General features: G+C 70.6%; 19 protein-coding genes and 1 tRNA gene. 3 read left to right on the forward strand and 17 right to left on the reverse strand.

Annotated elements, in window-relative coordinates; genetic code table 11:
- Nucleotide 1: 1 nt before the first annotated feature.
- On the reverse strand, nucleotides 2–433 hold the full coding sequence (gene rplK, locus BGO45_RS06110) for a 50S ribosomal protein L11 (RefSeq protein ID WP_076494491.1): 432 nt from the start codon (nucleotides 431–433) through the stop codon (nucleotides 2–4).
- A gap of 334 nt (nucleotides 434–767) precedes the next feature.
- Between rplK and BGO45_RS06115 the strand changes: the two genes are divergently transcribed.
- On the forward strand, nucleotides 768–1,721 hold the full coding sequence (locus BGO45_RS06115; protein ID WP_292691824.1) for a hypothetical protein: 954 nt from the start codon (nucleotides 768–770) through the stop codon (nucleotides 1,719–1,721).
- Between the two features lie 195 nt (nucleotides 1,722–1,916).
- Here the strand turns inward: BGO45_RS06115 and nusG are convergent, their stop codons facing one another.
- The 8 genes from nusG to gabT form a co-directional block, all read right to left on the reverse strand.
- Nucleotides 1,917–3,038 (reverse strand): transcription termination/antitermination protein NusG, encoded by a 1,122-nt coding sequence (gene nusG / locus BGO45_RS06120; RefSeq protein WP_292691826.1) that lies wholly within the window; start codon nucleotides 3,036–3,038, stop codon nucleotides 1,917–1,919.
- Between the two features lie 61 nt (nucleotides 3,039–3,099).
- Entirely contained in the window at nucleotides 3,100–3,375 is a 276-nt protein-coding gene (secE, locus tag BGO45_RS06125; RefSeq protein ID WP_076494485.1) for a preprotein translocase subunit SecE, read from the reverse strand.
- A gap of 43 nt (nucleotides 3,376–3,418) precedes the next feature.
- Nucleotides 3,419–3,491 (reverse strand) — tRNA-Trp (locus tag BGO45_RS06130).
- A 172-nt stretch (nucleotides 3,492–3,663) separates the two neighbouring features.
- Complete coding sequence (locus tag BGO45_RS06135; protein ID WP_292691830.1) at nucleotides 3,664–5,025, reverse strand: NAD-dependent succinate-semialdehyde dehydrogenase; 1,362 nt, start codon at nucleotides 5,023–5,025, stop codon at nucleotides 3,664–3,666.
- 41 nt (nucleotides 5,026–5,066) lie between these two features.
- On the reverse strand, nucleotides 5,067–6,617 hold the full coding sequence (locus BGO45_RS06140) for an APC family permease (protein ID WP_076494482.1): 1,551 nt from the start codon (nucleotides 6,615–6,617) through the stop codon (nucleotides 5,067–5,069).
- Nucleotides 6,614–7,513 (reverse strand): universal stress protein, encoded by a 900-nt coding sequence (locus BGO45_RS06145; protein ID WP_076494480.1) that lies wholly within the window; start codon nucleotides 7,511–7,513, stop codon nucleotides 6,614–6,616. The genes BGO45_RS06140 and BGO45_RS06145 overlap by 4 nt, the downstream gene beginning before the upstream one ends.
- Nucleotides 7,510–8,970 carry an NAD(P)/FAD-dependent oxidoreductase gene (locus tag BGO45_RS06150; protein WP_076494477.1) on the reverse strand — a complete coding sequence of 487 codons (1,461 nt, stop codon included), beginning with the start codon at nucleotides 8,968–8,970 and terminating at the stop codon, nucleotides 7,510–7,512. Before BGO45_RS06150 ends, BGO45_RS06145 begins: the two co-directional genes overlap by 4 nt.
- Before the next feature lie 90 nt (nucleotides 8,971–9,060).
- Entirely contained in the window at nucleotides 9,061–10,419 is a 1,359-nt protein-coding gene (gene gabT, locus BGO45_RS06155; RefSeq protein WP_292691831.1) for a 4-aminobutyrate--2-oxoglutarate transaminase, read from the reverse strand.
- Between the two features lie 44 nt (nucleotides 10,420–10,463).
- On the opposite strand from gabT, the gene BGO45_RS06160 reads away from it, so the two are divergent.
- Nucleotides 10,464–12,035 carry a PucR family transcriptional regulator gene (locus tag BGO45_RS06160; protein ID WP_366515031.1) on the forward strand — a complete coding sequence of 524 codons (1,572 nt, stop codon included), beginning with the start codon at nucleotides 10,464–10,466 and terminating at the stop codon, nucleotides 12,033–12,035.
- 145 nt (nucleotides 12,036–12,180) lie between these two features.
- Here BGO45_RS06160 and BGO45_RS06165 read toward each other — a convergent pair whose 3' ends face one another.
- Genes BGO45_RS06165 through BGO45_RS06185 form a run of 5 tightly spaced genes read right to left on the reverse strand, consistent with a single transcriptional unit; the run spans nucleotide 12,181 to nucleotide 18,336 of the window.
- Entirely contained in the window at nucleotides 12,181–13,314 is a 1,134-nt protein-coding gene (locus tag BGO45_RS06165) for a LacI family DNA-binding transcriptional regulator (RefSeq protein WP_292691833.1), read from the reverse strand.
- Nucleotides 13,311–15,191: a glycoside hydrolase family 3 N-terminal domain-containing protein gene (locus BGO45_RS06170; protein ID WP_292691835.1), complete on the reverse strand. Its 1,881-nt coding sequence runs from the start codon at nucleotides 15,189–15,191 to the stop codon at nucleotides 13,311–13,313. The genes BGO45_RS06165 and BGO45_RS06170 overlap by 4 nt, the downstream gene beginning before the upstream one ends.
- 25 nt (nucleotides 15,192–15,216) lie before the next feature.
- Complete coding sequence (locus BGO45_RS06175; RefSeq protein ID WP_292691837.1) at nucleotides 15,217–16,110, reverse strand: carbohydrate ABC transporter permease; 894 nt, start codon at nucleotides 16,108–16,110, stop codon at nucleotides 15,217–15,219.
- 11 nt (nucleotides 16,111–16,121) lie between these two features.
- Complete coding sequence (locus BGO45_RS06180) at nucleotides 16,122–17,069, reverse strand: carbohydrate ABC transporter permease (RefSeq protein ID WP_292691839.1); 948 nt, start codon at nucleotides 17,067–17,069, stop codon at nucleotides 16,122–16,124.
- Between the two features lie 4 nt (nucleotides 17,070–17,073).
- On the reverse strand, nucleotides 17,074–18,336 hold the full coding sequence (locus BGO45_RS06185) for an extracellular solute-binding protein (RefSeq protein WP_292691841.1): 1,263 nt from the start codon (nucleotides 18,334–18,336) through the stop codon (nucleotides 17,074–17,076).
- A 437-nt stretch (nucleotides 18,337–18,773) separates the two neighbouring features.
- Between BGO45_RS06185 and BGO45_RS06190 the strand changes: the two genes are divergently transcribed.
- Nucleotides 18,774–19,592 (forward strand): type IV toxin-antitoxin system AbiEi family antitoxin domain-containing protein, encoded by an 819-nt coding sequence (locus BGO45_RS06190; RefSeq protein ID WP_292691843.1) that lies wholly within the window; start codon nucleotides 18,774–18,776, stop codon nucleotides 19,590–19,592.
- A 318-nt stretch (nucleotides 19,593–19,910) separates the two neighbouring features.
- On the opposite strand, the gene BGO45_RS06195 is transcribed toward BGO45_RS06190, so the two are convergent.
- The 3 genes from BGO45_RS06195 to BGO45_RS06205 all read right to left on the reverse strand — a co-directional run bounded on the left by BGO45_RS06195 (nucleotide 19,911) and on the right by BGO45_RS06205 (nucleotide 23,874).
- Nucleotides 19,911–20,516 carry a TetR/AcrR family transcriptional regulator gene (locus BGO45_RS06195; RefSeq protein ID WP_292691845.1) on the reverse strand — a complete coding sequence of 202 codons (606 nt, stop codon included), beginning with the start codon at nucleotides 20,514–20,516 and terminating at the stop codon, nucleotides 19,911–19,913.
- Nucleotides 20,517–20,582: 66 nt separating this feature from the next.
- On the reverse strand, nucleotides 20,583–22,175 hold the full coding sequence (locus BGO45_RS06200) for a glucoamylase family protein (RefSeq protein WP_292691847.1): 1,593 nt from the start codon (nucleotides 22,173–22,175) through the stop codon (nucleotides 20,583–20,585).
- 223 nt (nucleotides 22,176–22,398) lie between these two features.
- Nucleotides 22,399–23,874, reverse strand: coding sequence for a helix-turn-helix transcriptional regulator (locus BGO45_RS06205; protein ID WP_292691849.1), 1,476 nt, complete (start codon nucleotides 23,872–23,874; stop codon nucleotides 22,399–22,401).
- Nucleotides 23,875–23,889 lie beyond the last annotated feature (15 nt).

Here is a 23,889-nt window from a genome sequence, read left to right on the forward strand (position 1 = left end):
CTCAGTCCTCGACCGTGATGCCCATGGAACGGGCGGTGCCGGCGATGATCTTGGCCGCGGCCTCGATGTCGTTCGCGTTCAGGTCGGGCTGCTTGGTCGTGGCGATCTCGCGAACCTGGTCCTTGGTGAGCTTGCCCACCTTGACCGTGTGGGGCGTGGACGAGCCCTTGGCGAGACCGGCGGCCTTCTTGATGAGCTCGGCGGCGGGGGGCGTCTTCAGGATGAACGTGAAGCTGCGGTCCTCGTAGACGGTGATCTCGACGGGGATGACGTTGCCGCGCTGGGCCTCGGTCGCCGCGTTGTACGCCTTGCAGAACTCCATGATGTTGACGCCGTGCTGACCGAGCGCCGGACCGATGGGCGGCGCGGGGTTGGCCGCGCCCGCCTTGATCTGGAGCTTGATCAGGCCGGTCACCTTTTTCTTGGGTGCCATATCCTTTTCCTCTCTCGAGCGGGCGCCTCGCGGCGCCCTCTCTCCCGCACGTCCGGCCGTTCCGGACAGCGGTCGCGCTCGTACAGACGCACGAGCAACCTCCCCATCATACGCGATGTCCCGGCATCCGCGTTCCCCCGCTCCCCGGCCGCGTTCCGCGCCCTGCGCCCGCGCCCCTTTCCGCGATAAACGGCATCTACGACGAGACACGGCGCGACGAGCAATTTCTCGCCGCCGATCGCGTTTATCAGTGACGAAGAGGCGGATGCCGTGCCGCGCGCGAGTTATCCACAGGCTGCCGATCGGGCTCGCCCGCACCTGGCATCCTCGGCCAATGCACGCTCTCGCCCTCCGCCCCTCCCCCGCGCCGCTCATCCGGACGGCGGATGCCGAGCGTGCGGGCCGGTACCCGCACAAGGACGGCGACCTCCACCGCGTGCGACCCGGGGTCTACACCCGGCGGGAGGACTGGGACGGCCTCGCCCCCTGGGACAGGTATCTGGCGCGCGTGCACGCGTACGCGTTGATCCGGCCGGACGCGATCTTCTCGCACGAGTCGGCCGCCGCGCTCCTGGGCTTGCCGCTGTTCGGGCACCCCCTTCGCATCCATGTCTTCGACGACAGACGTTCTCGATCTCTCGCCCATGGGGATGTGATCGCCCACACCAGCGCCGACGCACGTCGCTGCACGACCGTCGAGGGGCGACGCATCTCCCGTCCGGTCGACGCGGTGGTCGACCTCGCACGCGCACTGCCGCCCGCGTTCGGCCTGTCGGTCGCCGATGCGGCGTCGCGTCGGTTCGACGTGACACCGGACTGGGTCCGGGAGACGATGTCCGCGCAGCGCTCCATCCGGGGGCGCCGCCGCGTCGAGTGGGTGTGCGAGCACATGACCGGGGACTCCGAGTCCGTCGCGGAGTCCGTGAGCCGAGCGGTCGCACACTGGCACGGTTTCCCGGAACCGCTGCTGCAGGCGGAGCACCGCGTGGCCGGACGCGTGTACCGGTCCGACTTCTGCTGGCCCGAGTTCCGGGTGCTCGGCGAGGTCGACGGATGGATGAAGTACAGCGACGACGACCCCGCTGATGCGGCGATGACCGTTCGCAACGAGAAGCGCCGCGAGGACGCGCTGCGGCGCGCAGGCTGGCGTATCGCGCGCTGGGATTACGCCGGCGCCCTCCGCGGGGACGGACCCTACGACGCGTTGAGAGCCGCGGGGCTCCCGCTCGTCCGCCCGGCCGACACCGCGCAGCTGCTCGGCATCGGCCGCAATCCGCGCTCCCGGTAGCCTCCGCGATAAACAGCATCCGCGACGAGGAACGGCACGGCAAGCCGTGTCTCGCCGCGAAGAGCGTTTATCGGCGATGGGCGGCGACTCAATGCCGCAGCGACAGACCCGCCCCGCCGGGCACCGCCCCGCCGCGAAACCGCGAACGCCCCGCACGGCACAGGCCGGGCGGGGCGTTCACGAACGCGCGGGGCGTCAGAGCATCTTGGTGACCTGGTCGAACGACAGCTCGACCGGGGTCTCGCGCTCGAAGAGCGACACGAGCACCGTGAGCTTGCCGCTCTCGGGCTTGATCTCGCTGATCGTGCCGGGAAGACCCGCGAACGAGCCCTCCTTGATCGTGATCGTCTCGCCGGCCTCGAAGTCGACCTCGGCGGGGATGACGCGCTGGGCGACGGGAGCACCCTTGGCGGCACCGCCCTTGGCCGGTGCGGTCTCCTTCACCTCGACGAGGCTCTTGAGCATGTTGAACGCCTCGTCGAAACGCAGCGGCGTGGGGTTGTGGGCGTTGCCCACGAAGCCCGTGACGCCGGGGGTGTGACGCACGACCGACCAGGTGTCTTCGTTCAGATCCATGCGCACGAGGACGTATCCGGGGATGCGGACACGCGTGACCATCTTGCGCTGGCCGTTCTTGATCTCGACGACGTCCTCCATCGGGACCTCGACCTGGTAGATGTCGTCCTCGACCTCGAGCGTCGACTTGCGCTGCTCGATGTTGGCCTTCACCTTGCGCTCGAAGCCCGCGTACGAGTGGATGACGTACCACTTGCCCGGCAGCGAGCGCAGCTCGACCCGGAACGCCTCGTAGGGGTCGAGGTCTTCGTCGTCGGCGGAGTCCTCGTCGACCGGGGCGTCGGCGGGAGACAGGGATGCCTCGGCCTCGTCGACCACGCCGGCGGCGGCCGAGACCTCCTCGACGAACTCCTCGTCGAGGACGGGCGCGTCGGGCTCGCCGTTGATGTCGGGACCGTCGTAGGGGGTGACCTCGTCGGCGGCCTCCGCGGCCTCCTCGGCGGCTTCCTCTTCGAGGGACTCGTTGAGCACCTCGGCGGCGGCCTCGGCCTCGCTGGCCTCGTCGATCTCGAGAGCGTCGTTCACGATGGCGTCGGCCTCCGGGTCGGTGATGTCGATGTCGTCGAGCTCGTCGTCGACGTCGTCGTTCTCGTCGTCGACGATGTGGATGGCGGTGTGCTCGGCCGCATCCGAAGCGTGCTCCTGGGATGCCAGGATGTCGCCCTCCTGCGCCTCGTCGTCCTCGCTGGACTGCTCGGCCGTGGGCGCCCAATCGGCGTCGTCGACATATCTTTCAGACACTGGTGATCTCTTCCGTTCTGGGGCGGCCGCTCGTGGGGCCGCGCGTCCGCCGAAGCGCCGGTCAGGCGCCGGCGCCGCCGGGGACGCCGAACACGGCGCTGGTCAGCCACACGAACAGCACGTCGAGGCCGTACACGAGAGCCATCATCACGACGACGAATCCGAGGACCACGGCGGTGAACTTGACGAGTTCCTGCCGCGTCGGGGTGACGACCTTGCGCAGTTCCGCGATGACCTGACGGATGAAAAGAGCGATCCGTGCGAAGAAGTTGAGCTTCTTCTCACGGGGCGCGCCGCGTTCTGCGACGATCTCGCCCTTCGCCTCGTCCTGCGTCATCGAACCACCTAGGTCGCTTCTCGTTGCCAGCGTGCGCTGTGCGCAGGGCGGACAGGAATCGAACCTGCAACCTGCGGTTTTGGAGACCGCTGCTCTGCCAATTGAGCTACCGCCCTAAGACCCGCGGGGGGCCCAGGATGCGAAACCGACACGCTTTCGCCAGGAATCTCTCGGGGAGGGATGCCGCCTGTGCGCGGGGCACGGCGAAAGAATGCAGATTTCTACTGCACGTCCCAGTCTATGCCATGTCCCCCGACGTGGCGAACCGCGCCGGGGGACGGACACGACTCAGGCCGTGCGGATGAGCTTCTTGTTCACGAACTCGTCCGCCGCGAGGAGCCCCATCTCGCGTGCGGTGCCGCTGCGCTTCACGCCGCCGAACGGCAGTTCGGGCGAGTCGGCGAGCACCAGGTTCACGTAGACCATCCCGGCCTCGATCCGCTCGGCGACGCGCTCGGCCTGAGCGGCATCCGTGGTGAAGACGTACGAGCCGAGACCGAATCCGGTGTCGTTCGCGATCGCGACGGCCTCGTCCTCGCCCGAGACGCGGTAGACCGTGGCCACGGGGCCGAAGAACTCCTCGCCGTAGGCGTCCATGTCGCTCGTGACGCCCGTGAGCACCGTGCCGGGGTAGAACGCGCCGTCGCGCGTGCCACCGACTTCCAGGGTCGCGCCCTGGGCGACGGCGCGCTGCACCTGCTCGTCGAGACGTTCCGCCGCGGCGAGCGACGAGAGGGGCCCGAGAACGGTGTCGTCGGCGAACGGGTCGCCGACCTTCGCCTCACCGAGGGCGGCACGGAACTTCGACAGGAACGCGTCGTACAGGTCGTCGACGACGATGAACCGCTTGGCACCGTTGCAGGACTGACCGTTGTTGTCCAGACGCGCGTCGGCGGCGGCCTGCACGGCGGCATCCAGGTCGTCGGTCGAGAGCAGGATGAACGGGTCGGAACCGCCCAGTTCGAGCGCGACCTTCTTGAGGTTGCGACCGGCGATCTCGGCGACCGCGGCACCGGCACGCTCGGAGCCGGTGACCGAGACGCCCTGCACGCGGCGGTCCGCGATGATCGTGGCGGCCTGGTCGTTGGACACGCGGATGTTCACGTACGCCCCCTCGGGGAGCCCGGCGTCGCGGTAGATCAGCTGCAGCGCCTCGGCGGACTCGGGGCACTGCGGCGCGTGCTTGAGCAGGATGCTGTTGCCCACCGCGAGGTTCGGGGCGGCGAAGCGGGCGACCTGGTAGTAGGGGAAGTTCCAGGGCATGATGCCCAGCAGCGGACCGAGTGCCGATCGGCGGATGACCGCGGTGCCCTCACCGAGGATGTCGATGGGGCTGTCGCCGGTGATCTTGTCGATGTTGTCGGCGTAGTACTCGGTGATGTCCGCGGCGAAGTCGACCTCGCCGAGCGCGGCCTCCAGCGGCTTTCCCATCTCGCGCACGATGATCGCGGCGAGGTCGTCGCGACGCTCGCGGTGCAGTTCGGCGACGCGGCGCAGGGCCTCCGCACGCTGGGCCGGAGCGGTCCGCGACCACACGCGGTAACCGTCGTGCGCGGCGGTCAGGGCGGCCTCGACGCCCGCGTCGGACAGGGTGTCGTATTCGGCGAGGGTCTCCCCCGTGGCGGGGTTGACGACGGCGTAGTCACTCATGTGGGCTCCCGTGTTCGGTGTCGTGGTCGGAGTGGTCGAGGTCATCGGGCGAGGCGGCGGCCCCGGCGGGCGCTGGCCGGGGCGTCGATCGAGAGCGTCTCGCCACGGAAGAACGCCGGCCGGCGGAAGTACTGCACCACCATGATGACCGCGCCGAGCACGATGATGGTGACGCCGAGGACGAACACCAGTCCGACACCGCCGATCTCGGATCCGCTGCCGTACTCGGGGTTCATGCTGTCGATCAGCGTCGTGACGAAGATCACCGCGAGGATCACCCCGCCCACGAGCGGGAAGAGCAGCGTGAAGAAGACGTTGCGCACCGAGTCGAACCACTGCTTCCGGAAGTACCAGACGCACGCGAAGGCCGTCAGACCGTAGTAGAAGCAGATCATGATGCCGAGGGTGAGGATCGTGTCCGAGAGCACGTTGACGCTCACCACGCGCATCACGGCGTAGAACCCGGCGGCCACGATCGCCGACACGATCGTGGCGTAGCCCGGGGTGAAGAACCGCGGGCTCACCGCGGCGAACTTCGGCGGCAACGCCCCGTAGTGGCCCATCGCCAGCAGAGTGCGCGCCGGCCCCACGAACGTGGACTGCAGGGAGGAGGCCGAGCTGGTGAGCACCGCGAGCGAGACGAACGCCGCGAAGGGCCCCAGGATGGGTCCGGCGAGCGCGAAGAAGGCGTTGTCCTGGATCTCGGGGTTGCCGAGACCGAACTCGCCGTCGCCGATTCCGGCGAACATGATCATCGACACCGCCAGCAGCAGATACAGCGACACGATGGTCACGACCGTGATGGTCGCCGCACGCCCGGGGGTCTTCTCGGGGTCCTTCGTCTCCTCGTTCATGGTGAGGGTGACGTCCCATCCCCAGAAGATGAAGATCGACAGCGAGACCCCCGCGGCGAAGGCGCTGAACGACGACACCGCGAACGGGTTGAACCACGACCAGTCGAAGGGCGTCGCGTCGTAGGCATCCCCCCGCAGGACGTGCGCGACGGCGACGACGGCGAACGCCACGAGCACGATCACCTGGAATCCCACGAGCACGTACTGCAGCTTCTGCGTCGTCTGCATGTCGCGGTACGACACCACGGTCGCGCCCAGCACGAACAGCAGGCACACCACGATGTTGATCGGGAGATTGGATGCCAGATCGGCGATGCCGGGCTGCCCGGTGAGCTGCGAGATGAGCAGGAAGAGGAAGTCGACGGCGATGCCGGCGAGGTTGGACAGCACGATGACCGTGGCGGCGATGAGCCCCCAGCCGGCCATCCAGCCGATCCACGGGCCGAAGGCGCGGGCCGCCCACGTGAACGACGTCCCCGAGTCGGGCATGCGGTTGTTGAGCTCGCGGTAGCCGAAGGCGACCAGGAGCATCGGGATGAACCCGACGAGGATGATCGCCGGCACCTGCACGCCGACGGCCCCGACGGTGGGGCCGATCGCGGCGGTGAAGGTGTACGCGGGTGCGATGCAGGAGATGCCGATGACGACGGCGCCGAGCAGTCCGATCGTGCCGGCACTCAACCCCTTCTTCGACAGGCCGCCGGCGTCGCTGCCGGTCGTGGGTGCGGGGGCGGTCATGGCCGCGATCCTTCCGGGGTGGAGACGTCGGCACGACTGCGTGGCACGACGACGAGGGGGACGGGGAGTTCGTGCAGCATCTTCGCCGCGGTCGACCCCAGGAACAGGCGGCGCGGCTGCGCGAGGCGGCTGCTGCCGACCATGACGAGCTCGGCGGGGTCCCACGGGAGGTCGCGCACGGCCTCCTCGATGCTGTCGCCGTCGGCGACGACGACCTCGGCCGCGACGTCGGAGGGCAGTTCGACACGGGCCTGGGACAGGACCTCCTCCGCGTGCCGCGCACCGGCGATGCGGATCGCTCCGGTCTCGAGCCCGGGCGGCAGGTCGACGGTCACGAGAGACAGCAGACGCAGAGGGACGGATGCCGCGGCCGAGAGCGCGATGCTCTCCTCGCGCAGCACGTCGGCCCCGGGCCGGCTGCCGATCGCGGCGGTGACCCGGCTGATTCCGACCGCCGGGTCGACGCGGCGTGAGCCCTCGGGGGCGAGGACGACGGGCACGTCCGAGGAGTGCAGCAGCTCGGAGGCGACGGTGCCGAGGCGGTGGCGTCCGCGGAGGCCGCCGTTCGCGGCCCCCACGACGATGTACCCGGCACCGATCTCGTCGGCGAAGCCCAGCAGGCCCTCCGCGAACGAGTCGGCGTGCCGGAGATGCTCGCGGTGGGGCACGGCATCCCGGATCGTGGCGGCCGCCTCGGCGAGCCATCGCTCCGCCTGCTCGGCCACGAGCCGCGCGTAGGCGGCATCCGGGGGCGTGATCACGCTGCGCGCGTCGTCGGGGAGCACCAGGGCCACCTCGAGCGGTGCCCCGATCGCCCGGGCCAACCGGATGCCGAGCGCGAGGGCGTCGGCACCGGTGTCGGTCGCGGTGTATCCCACGACCACCGGGGCGGTCATCCGCGGGCCCGCTCGAGGATCTCGTCGGCCGCGCGGTGACCCTGGCGGATCGCCCCGTCGACGTGCTGGTATCCGGCACCCGCCATGTCGCTGCAGGCGAGGTGGATCGGGCCCACGGGCTCACGCAGGTCGGCGCCGTAACGGTTCAGACCGCCCATGTCGAAGCTCGCCGCGTACGCTCCGCGGGTCCACTCCTCGGTGCCCCAGTCGCTCTCGTAGTAGACGACCGGGTTCTTCGCCTCGGGACCGTAGTAGTGGGACAGCGACTCGAGGATGCGCTCCTTGCGCTCCTCGGCGCTCACACGGAACAGGTCGTCGGCGTTCTGGTCGGAGACGAAGCCGACCAGCGTGCCGCGCTCGTCGCCGTGGTTGGTGTTGTCGTAGGCCTCGTGCGAGAGCTCGTAGGGGCTGAACGCGGTGCCCGAGAGTCCCTGCTCGCGCCAGAAGGGGCGGTCGTAGACCGCGTGCACCTTGATGACGAAGCCCATCGAGATGTGCTGGTGCATCTGGTGCTGCCGGCGCGGCAGCGGCGGGTCGAAGGAGATGCGCGGGTAGAGCACGGGGGCGAGCGCCAGGATCGCGAAGCGCGCGCGGACGGTGAGGTCGTCGGTGACGACGGTGACGCCCGAGGAGGAGGACTTCGCCGCCTCGACACGGGCCGTCAGGGCACGCAGGTCGTCCACGCGGCGTCCGGTCACGGAGTCGGCGGGGCGCTCGGCGGCCACCGCATCGGGACCCCAGACGATCCGACGCACCGGCTGGTTCAGCAGCACGTCGTCGCCGAGCCGCTCGGCGAGGAGCTCGGGCACCTGCTGCAGGCCGCCGACGACGCGCTTGTCGAGGATGAAGTCGGCGTCGACGAGGTGGGAGTACGAGCCGGCGGATGCCGCCATGAGCAGCGACTGCAGCAGCGAGAACGTGTGCGTGGGCTTGGTGAGCATCGCGGATCCCGTGGCGAAGGCGAGGTTGCGGACCGCCTCGTCGTCGTCGGTCTGCTGACGCAGCCACGCGTCCCACGAGATCTTGTCCCACTCGGCGGCGTTCGGGTGCTCCCACGGCTTGTCGGGGTCGATCTCGGCGACCATGGCATCCAGGCGCGCGGTGATCTCGTCGATGACCTTCTCGGTCGAGGCCGCGACGGGGAACATCTCTCCGGTGAAGCGCCGCGCCACACCGTCGGGACCGACGTAGACGCTGTCGCCCTCGCGGTAACGGCTGTAGGTCGACAGCCCCAGGTCGGCGACGGTGTCGATGAGCGCCTGCTGGTCGGGAGAGACCCACTGGCCGCCGAGCTCGAGCATGGCTCCGTCGACGACGTCGGTCCAGAGCCGCCCGCCGACGCGGTCGCGTGCCTCGAGCACGACGACCGACAGACCGGCCTTGCGCAGGTCGTTCGCGGCGGTGAGGCCCGCGGCTCCCGCCCCGATGACGACGACGTCACGCGTGATCTCGTCCATGAAATCTTCTCTCTCTGCCTCGTGACCCGGATGGTGCGGACGAGGGGGTGGCTCGTTCGGGTCGTATGCCACCCCCTCGGGTCTTGGTGCTCAGTGGCGCGCGAGGACTCCCGCGACCACGTCCAGGCCCTCGTTCAGGAGGTCGTCGCCGATGGACAGGGGCGGGAGGAACCGGATGACGTTGCCGTAGGTCCCGCAGGTGAGCACGATGACGCCCTCGGCGATCGCGGCCTTGGCCACGGCCGCGGTGAGGGCGGCGTCGGGCGCGCCGGTGGCGGGGTCGACGAACTCGGCCGCGATCATCGCGCCGTGTCCGCGGACGTCGCCGATGCGCGGGTCGCCCTGCTGCAGCTCGTGCAGACGGCTCTTCAGCACTTCGCCGATCGCCTGCGCCCGCTCGACGAGACCGTCGTTCTCGAACGCGTCGATCGCGGCGAGCGCCGCGGCGCACGCGATCGGGTTGCCGCCGTAGGTGCCGCCGAGGCCGCCGGTGTGGGTGGCATCCATCATCTCCGCGCGACCGGTCACGGCCGCCAGAGGCAGGCCGCCGGCGATGCCCTTCGCGGTGGTGACGAGGTCGGGGACGATCCCGAAGATCTCCGAGGCGAACATCGCACCGGTGCGGGCGAAGCCGGACTGCACTTCGTCGGCGATGAAGACCACACCGTTCGCGCGGCACCAGTCCACGAGCGCGGGGAGGAAGCCCTCGGCGGGGACGATGAAGCCGCCCTCGCCCTGGATGGGCTCGATGATGACGGCGGCGAGGTTCTCGGCCCCCACCTGCTTCTCGATGAGCGAGATCGCCTTCGCGGCCGCCTCGGCACCGGAGAGGCCGTCACGGTAGGGGTACGACAGCGGGGCGCGGTAGACCTCGGCGGCGAACGGCCCGAAGCCGCTCTTGTACGGCATGTTCTTCGCCGTCAGCGCCATCGTGAGGTTCGTGCGCCCGTGGTAGGCGTGGTCGAAGGCGACGACCGCCTGGCGGCCGGTGTGCTTGCGCGCGATCTTGATCGCGTTCTCGACCGCCTCGGCACCGGAGTTGAACAGTGCGCTCTTCTTGGCGTGGTCGCCCGGGGTGAGGCGGTTCAGCGCCTCCGCCACCGAGACGTACGAGTCGTAGGGAGACACCATGAAGCACGTGTGGGTGAAGGCAGCGACCTGCTCCTGCACGGCGGCGACCACAGCCGGGTGAGAATTGCCGACGCTGGTCACGGCGATGCCGGAGCCGAGGTCGATGAGCGAGTTGCCGTCGGCGTCGACGATCACTCCCCCGCCGGCGGCGACGGCGTGGATGGGAGCGGTGTGGCCGACGCCGGCGGAGACCGCGGCGGCCTTGCGCTCGAGGAGCTCCTGCGAGCGGGGGCCGGGGATGCTCGTGACCAGGCGGCGCTCCTGCGGGAGCGAGGGTCCGCCGACGGGGGGCGCGGTGACGGTGTGCGGTGCGGTCATGTCGCGAGCGTAGGGAAGGGCGCCGAAACCCGACACCCTCCGTGATGTACATTCTGGATACCCGGCTGTACGACCAGTACAGCGGATTCCGCGGGAGCCCCATGGACGCCACCGACACCCCCACTCTCGGCGCACTGCTGCGTCGTCCGGATCTGCACCTCCGCCTGGAGAACGGCGAACCGGCGGTGCTCGAGCGCCCGGTGCGCTGGGTGCACAGCAGCGACCTCGCCGACCCGACGCCGTTCCTCTCCGACGGTCAGGTCCTGCTCACGACGGGGACCCAGTTCCAGGGCCGCGACGCCACATCGGCCGCCGAGTACGTGCAGAGGCTGACCGCGCGGGGCGTCGCGGGCCTCGGATTCGGCACGGAGGTCGTGCGCGACGGCATCCCTCCCGAACTCGCCGCCGCCTGCCGCGACGCGGGCCTGCCGCTGTTCGAGGTCCCGTACCGCACGCCGTTCATCGCGGTCGCCCGCGCCAACGCGGAGGCCATCGCCGCCGAGGCCTTCGCCCGACGCACCTGGGCGCTCTCGGCGCAACGGTCGATCGCGCTCGCAGCGCTCCGTCCCGACGGACTCGGCGCCACCCTCGCCGAACTGGCGCGCCAGCTGGGCACCTGGGTCGGGTTGTACGACGCGGCGGGAGAGCTCATGCGCGAGCATCCCGCCGATGATCTGGATGCCGAGACCGCCGGGGCGCTCGGGAACGAGGTGGCCGCGGTCCTCCGCCGGGGCGCCCGGGCGGCATCGGCGCTGCGGATCGCGGGACGGCCGTTCACGCTGCAGACCCTGGGCCGAGGAGGGCATCTCCGCGGAGTCATCGCGATCGCCGCCGGCGAGCTCGACCAGGAGGGGCGCGGAGTGGTCACGGCGGTCATCGCCATGGCCGGACTCGCGTTCGAGCAGCACCAGGGCCTCGGCCGTGCCCGCGGTGCGCTGCGGGCGGGCCTCGTCCAATCGCTGCTCACGGACGACCCGACACTCGCGCGCCGCATCGCGCGCGACGCGTGGGGACCGCTCCCGACCGCCCCCATCGTCGTCGCCCTCACCGACGCCACCGCCGCCCGCAACAGCGGGTTGGCGGAACTCCTCGAGCTGCGCGCGGACGAGCGTCGCGGCGCGGTGTTCTTCGGCCGGGCGGACGACGGCGTCGTCATCGTCGTGCCGGCCGACGAGCGGCAGGCGATCGACGAAGCGGCCGAACGGTTCGGGGCACGGATCGGGGTGTCCGATCCCGGCGGCTACGACCGCTTCGCGGCGGCGGTGGAGCAGGCGCGGGTCGCACGCGACCGCGGGCGCGATGCCGTGACCACGTTCCGCGAGGTGGCGGCATCGGGCGTGCTGTCCGCCCTCGGGCCCGAAGCGCCGAGCCTCGCCGCCGCCGAACTCGCGCCGCTGACCGCGCACGACGACGCCGAGGGATCACGCCTCGTCGAGACTCTGCGGGCCTGGCTCGACCACGACTGCTCGCACGAGGTCACCGCTCAGGCTCTCGGAGTCCACCGGCACACCGTCCGCACGCGCCTCGCCCTCGCCGAGCGTCTGCTCGACCGCGACCTCGGCTCCTTCGCCACCCGCGCCGAACTGTGGGCGGCGCTGCGGGTCCAGCAGGCCTGAGTTCCGGCATCCCGCTTCTCTCCGACGCGGGCCGTCCCGCGGAGTCCGTGTCCGACACACACCGCCGCACCCCCACGGCCACCGCGTGTCGCCGACGAAGTCCGCTCGACGGCGCGCGCCGCAGCCGCTGCCACGGTGTCGGGGATCAGCCCGGGCAGCCGCAACTGCGGCGCACCACGAGCCGCGGCTCGAACACCACGTCGAAGGGACGGTCGGCGGGGCCCGCGACCCCGGCGAGGATGCGCGCCGCCGCGCGGCCCATCGCCTCCATCGGCTGCCGGACGGTCGTCAGCGGCGGGGAGCTGAGGCGGGCGGCGAGCGTGCCGTCGAAGCCGGTCACCACGACGTCCTCGGGCACTCGCAGCCCTTCCGCGGCGAGCGCGTCGAGCACCGCGAACGCGTGCTGGTCCGTCGCGCACACGAGGGCCTGCGGCATCCGCCCGTCGGCGAGGAGCGCGCGCAGCTGGGGCACGAGTTCGTCCTCGCCGCGAACCGTGGCATCCACCACCTGCGGGCGCAACGACATCCCGAGGTCGGCGAGGGCGTCCTGCAGCCCGGTCAGACGCTCGGCGGTGTCGGAGGCCTCGGGGCGCCCCACGAAGGCGATGTCGCGGATGCGGTGCTCCCGGACGAGATGGTCGGCGAGGGCGCGCATCCCCCCGGCGTTGTCGACGCGTACCCGGTGGTGGTGATCGTCGCCGGGGGCGGCGCTGAAGAGCACGATCGGGATGGTCGGGGCGTACCGGGCCAGCGCGGGGGCCGTCTGAGGCGAGGGGAAGATCGCCAGCCCGTCGACGCGACCCGCGGTGTCGGCGACCGAGACGTCGGTGCCGGCGCCGCTGCTGAGCATCACGGGTCGACCGAGGGCCCAGCACTCCAGCTCGAATCCGCGCTGCACCTCGTCGACGTACAGCGGGAAGGCCCGGGGATCCGACAGCACGTCGTCGTCGGTCTGCGCCCACGGGATCACGCCGTCGGCGTCGAGCCGAGGCGTGGCGAGCCCCGTCAGCGACGGCGTCTGCGTGAGCGGGTCGGCCCGCTCCAGCAGAAGGTCGAACGCGTGCAGTCCGAGCGTGCCGGTGCGGCCGTGCGCGAGGCCCCGCGCGGCCGCGCTGGGCGCGTAGCCCAGCCGCCGCGCGGCCTCGAGCACGCGCTCGCGCGTGGCATCGCTGAGCTTGTCGGGACGCCGGAACGCGAACGACACCGAGGCGATCGACACCCGGGCCTCCTGGGCCACGTCGTACACGGTCGGTCGACGCGTCGCGTCCGTCTCGCTCATCGGTGCACGTACCCCCTGCTCGGCTCCGGCGCGTCCTCCACACCCGCGAGCTCCAGCCCGAAGTGCACGGGGAAGACGGGGTCGCCGGTGTCCGACGGTACATCCTCGCGCGACGCGCGAACGGCATCCATCGAGCGGGGGATCTCGATCGGCAGGCGGCCCCGCGGCGCCACGCGCCCGGTGAGGGCGTCCAGGACGGCGCGCGCCGAGCTGCCGTAGTCGGCGACGATCGCGGACGCGTGCCCCACGAACGGCGTGAGGATCGCCGGTCGATCGAGGTTCACGACCAGCACGAGCGGGCAGGATGCCGCGATCTTCTGCAGCCGGTACACCAGGCCGGGCGCGAACTCGAGGGACCCCTGGTGGAACCACGCCTCCAGGAAGAGGTCGTCGCGCGGGTCGAACGGCGCACCGATGCGCACCACGGCGAGATCGGCGTCCGCCGGATCGGCGACGACCGTGCCGAGCTCGTCCACGTCGCCGGCGCGGAAACCCTCGACGTACACGGCGCTGACGGGGCGGAGCGGCAGCGTCGCCCCCTCGTTCACCAGCACCGTGAGCGAACGGGCCTGCGCTCGCTCCCCCGCCGCCCGGAACTCGGCGTTGCCGACGATCCGCTCGGCCTCGTCGACATCGACGTACGGGTCGTCGAACAGCCCCAGCTCGAACTTCACCCGCAGAAGGCGCCGCGCCGAGGCGTCGATGCGCTCCTCGAGCACGCGGCCCGCGCGGACGAGATCAAGCAGCATCTCGACGCACTCCTCGCCGCCGAACTGGTCGGCGCCGGCATCCAGGATCTTCTCCATGCGCTCGCTCGCGGTGAGATGCTCCACGCCCCACGCGCGCGCGGGCAGCACCTGATCGCCGACGTGGTTGTCGTTGACGAGCTCCCAGTCGGTGACGACGACGCCGTCGTAGCCCAGCTCCTCGCGCAGCAAGCCCGTGACGATCTGCTTGTTGTACCCGAAGCCGACCTCCTCGACGGCACGCCCGTCGAGCTCGAGCCCCACGGGCATGCCGTAGTACGGCATCACCCCCGCGGTACCGCGGCGGATCGCCTCGCGGAACGGTTCGAGGTGGTAGTCGAACATCCCGCCCGGGTACACCTGCTCGCGGCCGTAGGGGAAGTGCGCGTCCTCACCGTCCTGCTGCGGCCCCCCGCCCGGGAAGTGCTTCGTCGTGCACGCGACACTGTCCGGGCCGAGCCGCTCGCCCTGGAACCCGCGGAGGTACGCCGCCGTGAACTCCGCGACGCGCGCGGCATCCTGCCCCAGGGTCTGCGCCTGACGGCCCCACCGCGGCTCGGTGGCGAGGTCGATCTGCGGGTGCAGGGCCGCGCGGATGCCGACCGCGACGTACTCCCGCCGCGCGACCTCGGCGAACTCTCGCACCGTCTCTACGTCGTCGAGGGCCGCGAGTCCGAGACCTTCCGGCCACTGCGAGAACGGTCCCGCCGCGAACCCCACTCCCGTGTTCTCGACGAACGCGTGGCGCGGATCCGTGCTGATGGTGACCGGGATGCCGTGCGGCGTCGTCTCGGCGAGCGCCTGGAGCGCGTTGTTCCAGGCCGCTGCCTGCCGGGCCGTGCGGATCGCGTGCACATTGAAGTGCGTCATGTTCTTGTGCACCACGACCGTGGTGGTCGGGGACTTCGAGATCTTCCCCGGCGTCTCGAGCAGTTCGCCGTCCTCGCCGACCTCGATCACGGTCTGGAACATCAGACCGACCTTCTCCTCGAGGCTGAGGCGCCCGAGCAGATCATCGGTGCGCTCGTCCACGCTGCGGCGCGGATCTTCGTACGGGTCCATCACGCCGTTGCCGTTGAGGTCGCGGAAACGCGTCCCGTCCGGGGCGGTGAGGAAGCGGGCGGAGGTCATGGCATCCTTTCGGATCGGTCGCGGATCACTTCAGTCCGGTGGAGGCGATGCCCTGGATGAAGTACCGCTGCAGGAAGACGAACAGCAGGATGATCGGCGCGATCACGAGCACCGATCCCGCCAGCAGCAGGCCGTAGTTCGTGGCGCTCTGCCCGGTCGAGTACAGCGACAGGGCCACGGGGAGGGTGTACTTCGCCTCGGTCTGCGCCGCCACGAGCGGCCAGAGGAAGTTGTTCCACGAGGCGAGGAAGGTCAGGATGCCGAGTGTCGCCAGCGGCGGTCCGCACAGCGGCATGACGATCCGGGCGAAGATCCGCAGTTCCCCGGCCCCGTCGATGCGCGCGGCCTCCAGCAGCGGATCCGGGATGCCGAGCATGAACTGCCGCATGAGGAAGACGCCGAGCGGAGTGGTGACGAACGGCAGGATCAGCGCGGCGTAGCTGTCGACGAGCCCGAGCGAGGACACCATCACGAACAGCGGGACGAAGGTGACGACACCCGGGACCATCAGCGTCAGCATGACGACGAGGAACAGGGCCTTCTTGCCCGGGAAGTCCATCTTCGCCAGCGCGTAGCCGACCATCGAGCAGAAGACGAGGTTGCCGGCGACGGTGAACAGCGCCACGACGATGCTGTTGCCGAAGAACTGCCCGAAGTTCAGCTGCCCGAACCAGGCGCCGAAGTTCTCCCAGGTGAAATCCTGTGGCCACCAGGTCGGCGGGCGCTGCAGGATCTCGCGCTGCGTCTTCACCGAGCCCAGCAGCATCCACGCGAAGGGCAGGATCCACACGATCAGCCCGACGACGAGGACGCCGTAGGTCAGCGCACGACCGGGGGTGACGCGCTTCTCGGCGCGGCGGCGGGGCTGCTCGGTGCGGTCTGCGACCGCGGCCGGGGCGGCGGGGGTGGTGAGCGTCATGGCATCCTCCCTCAATCCTTCGAGCGCAGCACGCGGAACTGCACCAGGCTGAGCAGCGCGATGGCCAGGAACAGCAGGTAGCTCGCGGCCGAGGCCGTGCCGTACTGCCCGAAGCCGAACTGCTTGAACGTGTAATAGGCCACCGAGAGCGTGGAGTTGAGCGGCCCGCCCTGCGTCATCACGAACGCCTCCTCGAAGAACTGGAGGAACCCGACCGAGATGAGCACGGCCCCCAGCAGCAGCGTCGGACGCAGCAGCGGGAGGGTGATGGAGGTCAGACGCCGCCACGACGAGGCGCCGTCCATGAGGGCGGCCTCCTTCACATCGGTGGGGATCGCCTGGAGCCCGGCGAGGAAGATCACCATGAGGGTGCCGACGTTCCGCCACACCGCCATCGCGATGAGCGACGGCAGGGCCGTGCGGGTGTCGTTGAGCCAGTCCGGACCCTGGATGCCGATGAGCGCCAACGCCGAGTTGAGCAGCCCCTCCGGCTGCAGGATGTAGCGCCACACGACGGCCACCGCGACGATGCTCGTCACGACCGGAGCGTAGAAGCCCACGCGCAGGATCGAGACGAACCGCCCGTGGCTGGCATTGAGCGCGAGGGCGAGGGCCAGCGCGATCGCCATGGTGACCGGGATGCCGACGACCACGAACGTCGCGGTCACCCCGAGCGAGGTGAGGAACACCGGGTCGCCGAGCACCGAGAGGTACTGCTCGAGTCCGACGAAGTTCACCGCGAAGGGCGAGCGGATGTCGCGCGCGGTGAAGTCGGTGAACGACATCGCGAAGGAGCCCACGATCGGCACGACCATGAAGACCGCGAAGACCGCGACGAACGGCAGGGCGAAGCCCCACGCGACCCATCCCTGGCGCCGGCGGCGGCTCGACGCCCCGCCGGCGCGGGCGCGACCGGGGGCCGGAGCCCGTCCGGTCGCACCCACGACTGCCTGCGTCATGGTCTCAGCCCAGACCCAGCTGATCGGCGGTGGCCTGGAGCTCCTTCAGCCCGTCGGCCGGTGACTGCTGGCCGAGGCGGATCTTCTCGAGCATCGCGTCACCGGCGGCGGCGACCTGCACCCACGTGGTGACGGCGGGCACCGACTGGGCGGTCTCCAGCTGCGTACCGAAGGCCGCGAGGGTCTTCGACGAGGCCAGGGCGTCGGACTTCCAGGCATCCTGGACCGCGGGGAGGTCGCCGGTCGCCTCGTACCAGGCGGCCTGCGTCTCGGGCTCGGTCAGCCACTGCACGAGCTTCCAGGCGCTGGTGGCGTTCTTCGAGTCGTCGAACACGGCGAGGTTCGCCCCGCCGCTGAACGAGGTGGACGACTCCTTCGCGGGCAGCACCGCGGTGGAGATCTTGTCGCCGAAGCCCTCGCCGCCCAGGTCGTTGAGCAGACCGATGAACGCCGGACCGTCGATGAACATGGGCGTCGTGCCCGAGACGAAGTCCGCCTCCTGCGCCCCGGCCGAGCGATCGGCCGCGGGGTTGGCGATGCCCTCGGTGTAGAAGCTCTGGTAGTAGTCCAGCGCCTCGACCGTCTCGGGGGTGTCGAGGGTCCACTTCGAGCCGTTCTCCAACTCGGCGCCGTTGGACCACGGCATCCAGAGGTTCCCCTGGAAGGAGTCGTTGCCCGAGGGGAGGCGGATGCCGTACTCGGCGCCCCCCTTGGACTGCATGTCGGCGGCCATCTGCATGAGTTCGTCCCAGGTGGTCGGGGCCTGGTTCCAGCCCGCCTGGGCGGCGACGTCGGTGCGGTAGTAGAGGACGCGGGTGTCGACGTACCACGGCACGCCCGTCGCGCGGTCGTCGATCTTCGTGGAGTCGATCGCGCCGGGGAAGATGCCGTCGGTCGAGAGGTCGGTGGGAACCGTCTGCAGCGCGTCGCCGAAGTCGGCCATCCAGGTCGAGCCGACCATGGCGAGGTCGGGGGTGTTGCCGCCGGCGATGGCCGTCTGGAACTTGCTGTACGCGGCGTCCCACGGAACGGGCGTGACGTCGACGGTCACACCCGGGTTGGCCTCTTCGAAGGTCTTCACGAACTCGGGCAGCGCCTCGCCCTCGGCGCCCATGGCCCACATCGTGAGCGTGCCCTCGGCCTTGGCGTCACCGATGGTGCCGGCCTCGGCGGCACCCGGGCCGGCATCGGAGGTACGTCCGCATCCGGTCAACGCGATCGCGGCCGCCGCAACGACGGCGACAGCGCCCCATCGGGTCTTTCTCATCGTGTTCCTCCTCGAACGGGCGCCCGTCGTCGGGCGCGGTGTCCCCCACAGTTTAAGCGCATAAATTCCGCCGCGGCAACCCTGCGGCGGTCGGGGTTGCGCATTCGGGGGGCCGTCGCGCGGAGTTCGGCCCCGACGCGCCGCCGCGCGGCATCCCGAATCGGCGTGTTCCCGACGAACTCCGCACGACGGCACACGCCCCTGCCCGGTCTACAGCCGGTACTGCGGCGGGGCGGCCCTATCCACACGGCGGACTTCGCCCCCGACACGCCGCCGCACGGCACCCCGAACCGGCGTGTTCCCGACGAACTCCGCACGACGGCACACGCGCGGTGCCCCCGGGCACGGTTCCTCCCCAGAGTCCCGGGGGGCGGTTCCATCCACTGAACGGATGCCGGGCACCTCGGGGAGGACGACGGATTCGCCAGGGTTGCCTCATGTGCAGCTCGGGCGCCCGCATCCGCACGCGGGCAGAGCTGTTCTCCGGCGGCGTGTCGCGTCGGCGGCTCGACGCGGCGCAACGCAATGGCTCGCTGACGCGTCTCCGACGCGGGGTGTACGCGGATGCCAACACGTGCGACATCGCACGACGCGCAGCGCTCCTCGGAGGGACGCTCGCCTGCGTCTCGGCGGCGCGGCACGAAGGCCTGTGGGTGCTCTCCCCTGCAGAACCGCTGCACGTCGCCGTCCGCCCCGACGGTCACCGTCGGTCAGACGGCGCCGTGATCCACTGGGATCGCATCGATCACGACGCGTTCGGGCCGCCTCACGTCCGCGAGGTCCTCCGGCAGATCCTCCGATGCTGCGGGGTAGAGGATTTCCTCGTCGCGCTCGAATCGGCATTGCACCAGAGGCGGATCGGCGGCGCAGATCTCACGTGGCTCGCCGCGAACACCAACGAAACCGGGCGTGAGGCGATCGCCTTCGCTCGCGCCGACGCCGAGAGCGGTCTCGAAACGCTCGTTCGATGGCGGTTGCGGGCGTGGGGCATTCGCGTGCGCACGCAGCAGAATCTCGTCTCGGTCGGCCGTGTGGACTTGCTCTTGGGCGAGCGTTTGGTCGTCGAAGTCGACGGCGTCGAGAACCATGCGAGCCCCGAACACCGGCACCGCGACCTCGTGCGCGACGCGAACGCCGCCGCGTGGGGATTCGTGACCCTGCGGTTCGACTACGCGATGGTGATCCACGACTGGCCGACCGTCGAGCTTGCGCTCCGCGGACTTCTCGATCGCGGCATCCATCTCTCCGATCGGTGACGCCGTCCCGTCGGCACTCTCTCCGATCGGTGACGTCACCGCGTCGACACCGAACTCGCGGGACCGTCCCGCGGAGTCCGCCCCCGACACGCCGCCACACGGCACCCCGAACCGGCGTGTCCCCCACGAACTCCGCACGACGGCACACGCCCACCCGATCGACCGACGTCGCCGGACCCGGGCGGCCTGATGCGCACCGCGGAGTCCGCCCCCGACACGCCGCCACACGACGTCTCGAACCGGCGTGTTCCCCACGAACTCCGCACGACGGCACGCACGACGGCACACGCTCGGGCGCCGTCGGACGGATGCCGGCCGTCAGGGCCGCGGCTGAAGGTACCCGCGCACGAATTCGGCGAAGTGCGCGGACATGTCGACCGAATCGTCGAGGAGCCACTGCTGCTGCAGCCCGTCCATCACGGCGCTCAGGAGCCGCGCGGCGCGGTCGGGGTCGATGTCGGCCCGCACCTCCCCGGCCGTCTGCCCCGCCCGCAGCAGCTCGGCAGCCCGCGCCGCACTGTCGCGGTACCGCGCGGCGAACGCGACGTGCGACGGATGCTCGGGGTCGCTCGCCTCCGCGACGACCACCGTGTAGAGCGCGGTGAGGCCACGCGCGGTGGCGTTGTGCGCCACGACCTTGCCCATCTGCTCGACGAGGGTGTGCTCCGCGGGGTCTCCGGCGGCGGCGCGGACGCGCTCGTCGCGCTGGCGCAGCACCTCGGTGAACAGTTCCTCCTTCGTCGCGAAGTGGTGCAGGAGCCCGGCGGGGGTCAGCCCGACGCGCTTGGCGACCTCGCGCAGCGATCCGCTGGTCACCCCCGATCGGGCGAAGACGACCATGGCCTCGTCGACGATCCGCTGGCGCCGCTGAAGACCCTTCGGATAGCTCCCGCGCGGGGCGCGCGGCATCCCCTCGTCCGTCATCCGTCTCCTCCCGCACGCACCGATGCCCGGTCCCGCGAGGGTACCGGGCATCGGTCGGGCAGTCGGTCAGTGGCGGCGCGTGCCCCACGACGAGCCGAACACCTGCTGCTCCATCGCGGGACGCAACCGCTGCTCGAGCTCATCGTCGACGAAGTAGTCCTTGAGGGTGTCGCCGGTGAGGGCGTTGCCGATCGCGGCCAGGATCATCGACTGGTCGAGCGAGAGGTAGCGCTTCGCGACGGTGTCGCTCTTCACCGCGACGGCGTCGTAGAACCCGCCCGGGCCGTAGGCGCCGAGCTTCTTCTCGATGCCGCGGAGGTTCTTCAGCACTCCCGCGCGGTCGTACGGCAGGGCGAGGAAGGCTGCGTGCGGCGTGACGACTCCGTCACCGAAGGTCGGGTCGGGGTTCGTCCCGGTCGTGCAGCCGGGGCGGTCGATGTCGACGTCGGTCTTCTCGGCATCCGAGGTGTACCCATCCGAGCGGATGCCGGCGATGTCGACGCCGTACTCGCTGTAGCCGCCGAACGGGTTGCTGGCGGGCGAGAAGCCCCAGTAGCCGTATCCGGCCTCGTCGAGGCCGTGGCGCTTCTGGATCTCCACCGTGATCGGATGGTTCAGTGCCCAGGACCGGGGCCCCCACTTCGTCTCGGGGACGAGCAGGTCGGGCATGAGCGACTCGAACATGCTGCCGCCCCAACTCGGCACGAACGACATCCCGTCGTAGGAGTAGACGCCTTCGTACACGTCGACACCGTCGTATGAGCGGGTTTCGCCGGTGGGGAGCTGCTCCTGCCACGCCCAGTCGCACCCGGCGGGCATCGTGCGGTGCGTTCCGTACAGGGCGGTCGCCGGGATGCCACCCTGCGCGATGCCCAGGTACGTGGCGATGCGGCTCTCACTCACCGTCGTGTCGTAATGGTGGCACGTGTAGAACGCCTGCGCGCCGCTGCCGTTGTACATCGGGGCGGGAACCGCGCAGCCGTCGCCGGGCGGCTCCTCCCAGAAGCCGCCCCGGTTCGTCCCGGCGGGCAGCCCGGGCGCCCCCGCGGGATCGAAGAACGCCGAGAAGTCCATCGACTCGTACAGCGCGTCGGCGCGGCCGGCGAGGGTCGGCTCGGCCTCGCGGACGATCCGCAACGCCGCGGCGAGCCATCCGTTGTCGACGGTGCTGAGGAACGGGTGGATCACCTCGCCGGACGTCGGGAAGATCTCCAGCTTCGCGCCCGTGTCGGGCGCGTACCAGTTGTAGTACATGCCGCTGGCATCGTTGCGCTCCATGCGCTCGAGGCTCGAGACGGTGGCGGTGAGACGGTCGCGCGCCTCGTCGGCGCCGATGATGCCGAGGTCGCGCGCGGTGACCGTCGACCACAGGTAACCGCCGATGTTCGTCGGCGAGGTGTAGCCCGATGCCGTGGCGGCATCCAGATCTCCCCCGATGTTGTCGTCGGGGAGCCCCGTCGCGGGGTGGGCCATGGCGGCCATCGAGGCCCAGGTGTCCTCCGCGTAGCGCTGCAGGTCGCGGGCGCCGGGTCCGGTCGGAGCGTGCGACCCCGCGTGCGGCGGCGGCCCGGGTGGGGCGGCGGTCGCCGGAGCGGCTGCGACGAGACCGCACGCGACGAGTCCTGCGATCGCGGTGGATGCCAAGCGGGTGTGCTTCATGACGGGCTCTCCTCATCGAAAGCGCTCCGGGGGGACGGAGCTCGTGGGAGAAACCTTACATGTGTGAGGTTTTTTCGCAAGCGATCGGTTGCGCCGCGGACCCTCCCGCGGAGTTCTCCGTCGACACGCCGCCGTCTGGCATCCCGAATCGGCGTGTCACCCCCGAACTCCGCACGACGGCACGGCACCACGGCACGGCACGCCCACGCGCGGCGCCGGCCCGTCACCTCGGCGCGTGGGCCTCCAGGAACTCGTACACCTCGGTCGTGTCGACCCCCGGGAACGCCCCCGTGGGCAGGGTCGCCAGCAGGGTGCGGGGCGTCCGCACGTTCGGCCAGGCGTTGTCGCGCCACGCCGCCTCGAGCTCCGCGGGCGGGCGCCGGCAGCACGTCTCGACCGCGTGCCGCGACACGGCACGGTTGGGGGTGTCGCGCCCGCGGAACCACTTGGTGTCGTCGAACCGCACGCCCACGCTCACCGAGTGCGCGCCCTCGCTGGACTGCTCCACACGCGCGGTGCACCAGTACGTGCCGTTGCCGGTGTCGGTGTACTGGTAGTACGGGTTGAAGCGATCGTCCTCGTCGAAGACCACGCGGCTCGTCCACCGGCGGCAGCACATCTGGCCCTCGATCGACCCGAGCCGGTCGGTCGGGAAGTTCACGTCGTCGTTCTCGTACGCCTTGGTGATCGTCCCCGACTCGTGGACCTTCAGGAAGTGCACCGGGATGCCGAGATGCACCGTCGCGAGGTTGGTGAAGCGGTGCGCCGCGGTCTCGTACGACACCGAGTAGGTGTCGCGGAGATCTTCGATGCTGAGCGCGCGGCGGGCCTTCGCCTCCGTCAGCGCCGCCACGGCGTGCGCCTCCGGGATCAGCAGCGCCCCGGCGAGATAGTTCGTCTCGACCCGCTGACGGAGGAACTCGCCGTAGCTCTTCGGTTCGGTGTGCCCGAGCATGCGGCTCGACAGCGCCTGCAGCACGGCCGCGCGCGGATCGCCCTTCGCGACGCGCGTCGACAGGTAGAGGCGCCCGTTCTTGACGTCGGCGATACTGCGGGTGGTCTGCGGCAGATCGGGCACGTAGTGGAGCGAGAAGCCCAGGTAGGCGGCGATGTCGCTGGCCGCGCGCTGGGTGAGCGGGCCGCCCGGGTGGTCGACCGCGGCGAGGATCTCGGATGCCGTGCGCTCCAGCTCCGGGAAGTGGTTGTCCTGCGTGCGCATGAGACGACGCAGCGCCACGTTGGCGCGGCGGGCCTCCTCGGGGGTGGCGGATCTCTCGTCGCGGAGGCGTTCGATCTCGGACTGGAGCGCGAGCATCGCGGCGAGCGCCTCATCCGGCACGGTCTTGCCGACACGGAAGGGCGCGATGCCGAGCGCCTGGAACGTCGACCCGCGCATCGCACGCTCGACCGCGATCTCGAGCGAGGCGCGCTCGTCGAGGGGCTCGGCATCCAGGAGGGCGTCCAGACCCGTCCCGAGCGCCCGCGCGATCGCCTGCAGGAGCGTGAGCTTCGCCTCGCGCCGACCGGTCTCGATCATCGACATCTGACTGGGGGCGCGGCCGACCGCGGTGGCGAGCTCGTCCAGCGTCAGGCCGCGCGCCGTGCGCAGCTGCCGGATGCGTTTGCCGATCGTCAGCGTGTCCACGCCTTCATCGTCGGATGCCGCGGCGGCCGCGGTCAGGGAGACTCCGGTGTCCATGTCGGGATGATCTCA

Source organism: Microbacterium sp. 71-36, from assembly GCF_001898305.1.
Classification (GTDB): Bacteria; Actinomycetota; Actinomycetes; order Actinomycetales; family Microbacteriaceae; genus Microbacterium.